We start from the raw sequence: 2,401 nt of genomic DNA on the forward strand, positions 1-2,401 counted from the left end.
GGGGAGATTGAGAATCCTCTGACGTTGAATCAATATGTATACGTGCACAATGACCCGTTAAACTTTTTTGACCCGACAGGTCACAATGAACAAGGTGACGCTGGTGGTGGCGGCGGGACTTGGAACAGAGAAGTACCAGCCAACTGGATAATAAATGATATGAAAGCAGAATGGCTTATCAATGGACAATCAGGTCGAGCTTATTGGGCTAATGAAGCAGAAATGATTAGAGTAAAAATGCGTACTTCCAAGTATCATAAATTCCAAGAATGGGAGATCATGCACTCCTACGATTCATATGTTCCTGTTGAAATACCGTATACATTCTTGCAGGACACATTAGAATTTATCACGCCCTATGCTGAGAATAGTCCTGGCGGGTCTATTGAAACTGGTGCTATTAAGGGCTTAGCGGCAATGGGATTTATGAGAACAGTTAGTGGTTTTAGTGATGAAGCTGAGGATTTATTCAAGGAATTGAAAAAGAGCGGGGCGAAATTCACCAAGGCAGACACCATTGGTATAGTAAAAACTAGTACAGGGAAAGTAGCATGGCTCGAAAAGGGGAATTCTAAAGCTGGGTTACTGCATATTATGCTAGAACGTGGGGAACAACTTGCTAAAGCTGGGTATAAAGATGGTGAGCAAGTATCCAAATTAATTTTGGAAACAATTTCTAAGAACAAACCCATTGGTACCAAGGGTGCTGAAGGACTTGCTTATGAGGTCAAAGGATCAACTAATTATTTAAACGTAGTAATTTCTAAAAATGGTTTTATAGTTACTGCACATTTTGTAAGACCTAAAGAAGTAAAGAAATATTAAAAGAAGGATGTGATAATATGAGGCTATATGTTGAAAGAGTTGAAGTTGGAGCGGTATATGAAGGGATTATTTATGACTTTTGGGTTTATGCAAGAACAGAAGATGGGAAACGCATAAAAATCTTTGATGATAATAAGTTCAATTTGACTAATAAGATTGCATCTTATTTAGACGCTCTCTTATTTATATTTGATACACCAAACATTCATACGGAAGAGTCAATTACAGGGGTTTATGTTGGTGAGATATGCGTTAGGGACTGGGCTCATATATCTATTGATATACAAAATAAATATCATGCCATATCTACAAATTCAGGAACATTTTTATTTGATTTTGAAGAGAATGAACGGAATATTAGCATAGGAGAAACTATTACACTTGATGTCATGAGATATGATTTGGTCGCTTATAATTAAGCAATATCGTGATGTGTAGAACAATCCTAAGTAATGCCACATGCGGGTGTAACAACTCCATGTGGTTTTCTTTTTACATTGAATCGATTGACAATTGATACTCAAGACGAAATGAAACATCATGAACATGATGCTAATAGCGACCCGCGAGAACTGGGCAAGTTGAAATTGAATCCTTGATAGGGAAAGAGTATTACCGAAACAAGATGCAGAATGTCGCAGACGCAAGACTCGAAGGGCAAAACAGGTGTTATCGAGTAATAGTATAAATCATTACCTGATTACATTTCTACAACTCGGCTAAGTATGATTCTGGCTATGGTATTGTTGCTATAAATCTTAGGAAGGCAACTTCGAAAATACAGTACGCTGAATTTGAGATTCCTGATAATGGTGCTGACACAAATGACTGGGCACGGGATTTAGCAAGAAGGGATCAAGAATACTTGATATTAGGGTACATTCAACAACGTGCGATAGTGGGGTATGTAAAATGAACGAGCACATTTTAAAGGCGTTAGAGGTGGAAATAGAGCCATTGATTAGAAAAATTGTTTTAGATTTAAGACCGTCTAAAGTTGTTGATAAAGACACGTTTGAGCAGCTTTATTCGAAATTAAATGAGTATACGGAACAAATAAAAGGGCATGATTCGTTACTCCGATCAATGGCTGGGAAACTATTTTATTTGTTTAGCACGATGGTTCTTGAAGCCAAATACACAAATTATAACAGTGAGATAATGGATGAGGTATTTCGTTTAAGACAAGTCTTAATAGATGTATTTGATGAAAATATTATGATATAATCTGATCTTTTGTAGGCTGGTAGCAATATCAGAATAAGCCCTATCCTTCCTTATGACCGAACAAACGGCTTGCCCACAAGATGATTCCCCCGCAGGAGTGGCTTGCAGCCTTTCCATTTCGTTGGACAAAGTATCTGTCCGTAACGTTAAGAAAGGCTGTAAGCCGCCCTGCGGCTAACCAATCAACAGCGGGCAAGCCGTTTGTATTCCATTAGGTTCGGGTCAAGGGCATTGGTTGTCACCGACAGGTACGATCTTAAATGCTTCCGCCTCCAGCGATCAATCCATTGATTTAAAGCCCTTCCCCCTCCCCCCGTTTTTGTTTGTAATGCTTCGAAGAATCGACAAA

General features: G+C 38.6%; 3 protein-coding genes. All 3 read left to right on the forward strand.

Annotation, left to right across the window (positions count from 1 at the left end; translation table 11 throughout):
• The coding region (locus tag E2980_RS24405; RefSeq protein ID WP_167747245.1) for an RHS repeat-associated core domain-containing protein at positions 1-825 on the forward strand (825 nt) is incomplete at its 5' end.
• A gap of 17 nt (positions 826-842) precedes the next feature.
• Complete coding sequence (locus tag E2980_RS23750) at positions 843-1,244, forward strand: hypothetical protein (RefSeq protein ID WP_135154686.1); 402 nt, start codon at positions 843-845, stop codon at positions 1,242-1,244.
• Between the two features lie 493 nt (positions 1,245-1,737).
• Positions 1,738-2,052: a hypothetical protein gene (locus tag E2980_RS23755; protein WP_135154687.1), complete on the forward strand. Its 315-nt coding sequence runs from the start codon at positions 1,738-1,740 to the stop codon at positions 2,050-2,052.
• Positions 2,053-2,401 lie beyond the last annotated feature (349 nt).

Origin of the sequence: Cohnella luojiensis (assembly GCF_004564235.1) — a bacterium.
Taxonomy (GTDB): domain Bacteria; phylum Bacillota; class Bacilli; order Paenibacillales; family Paenibacillaceae; genus Cohnella; species Cohnella luojiensis.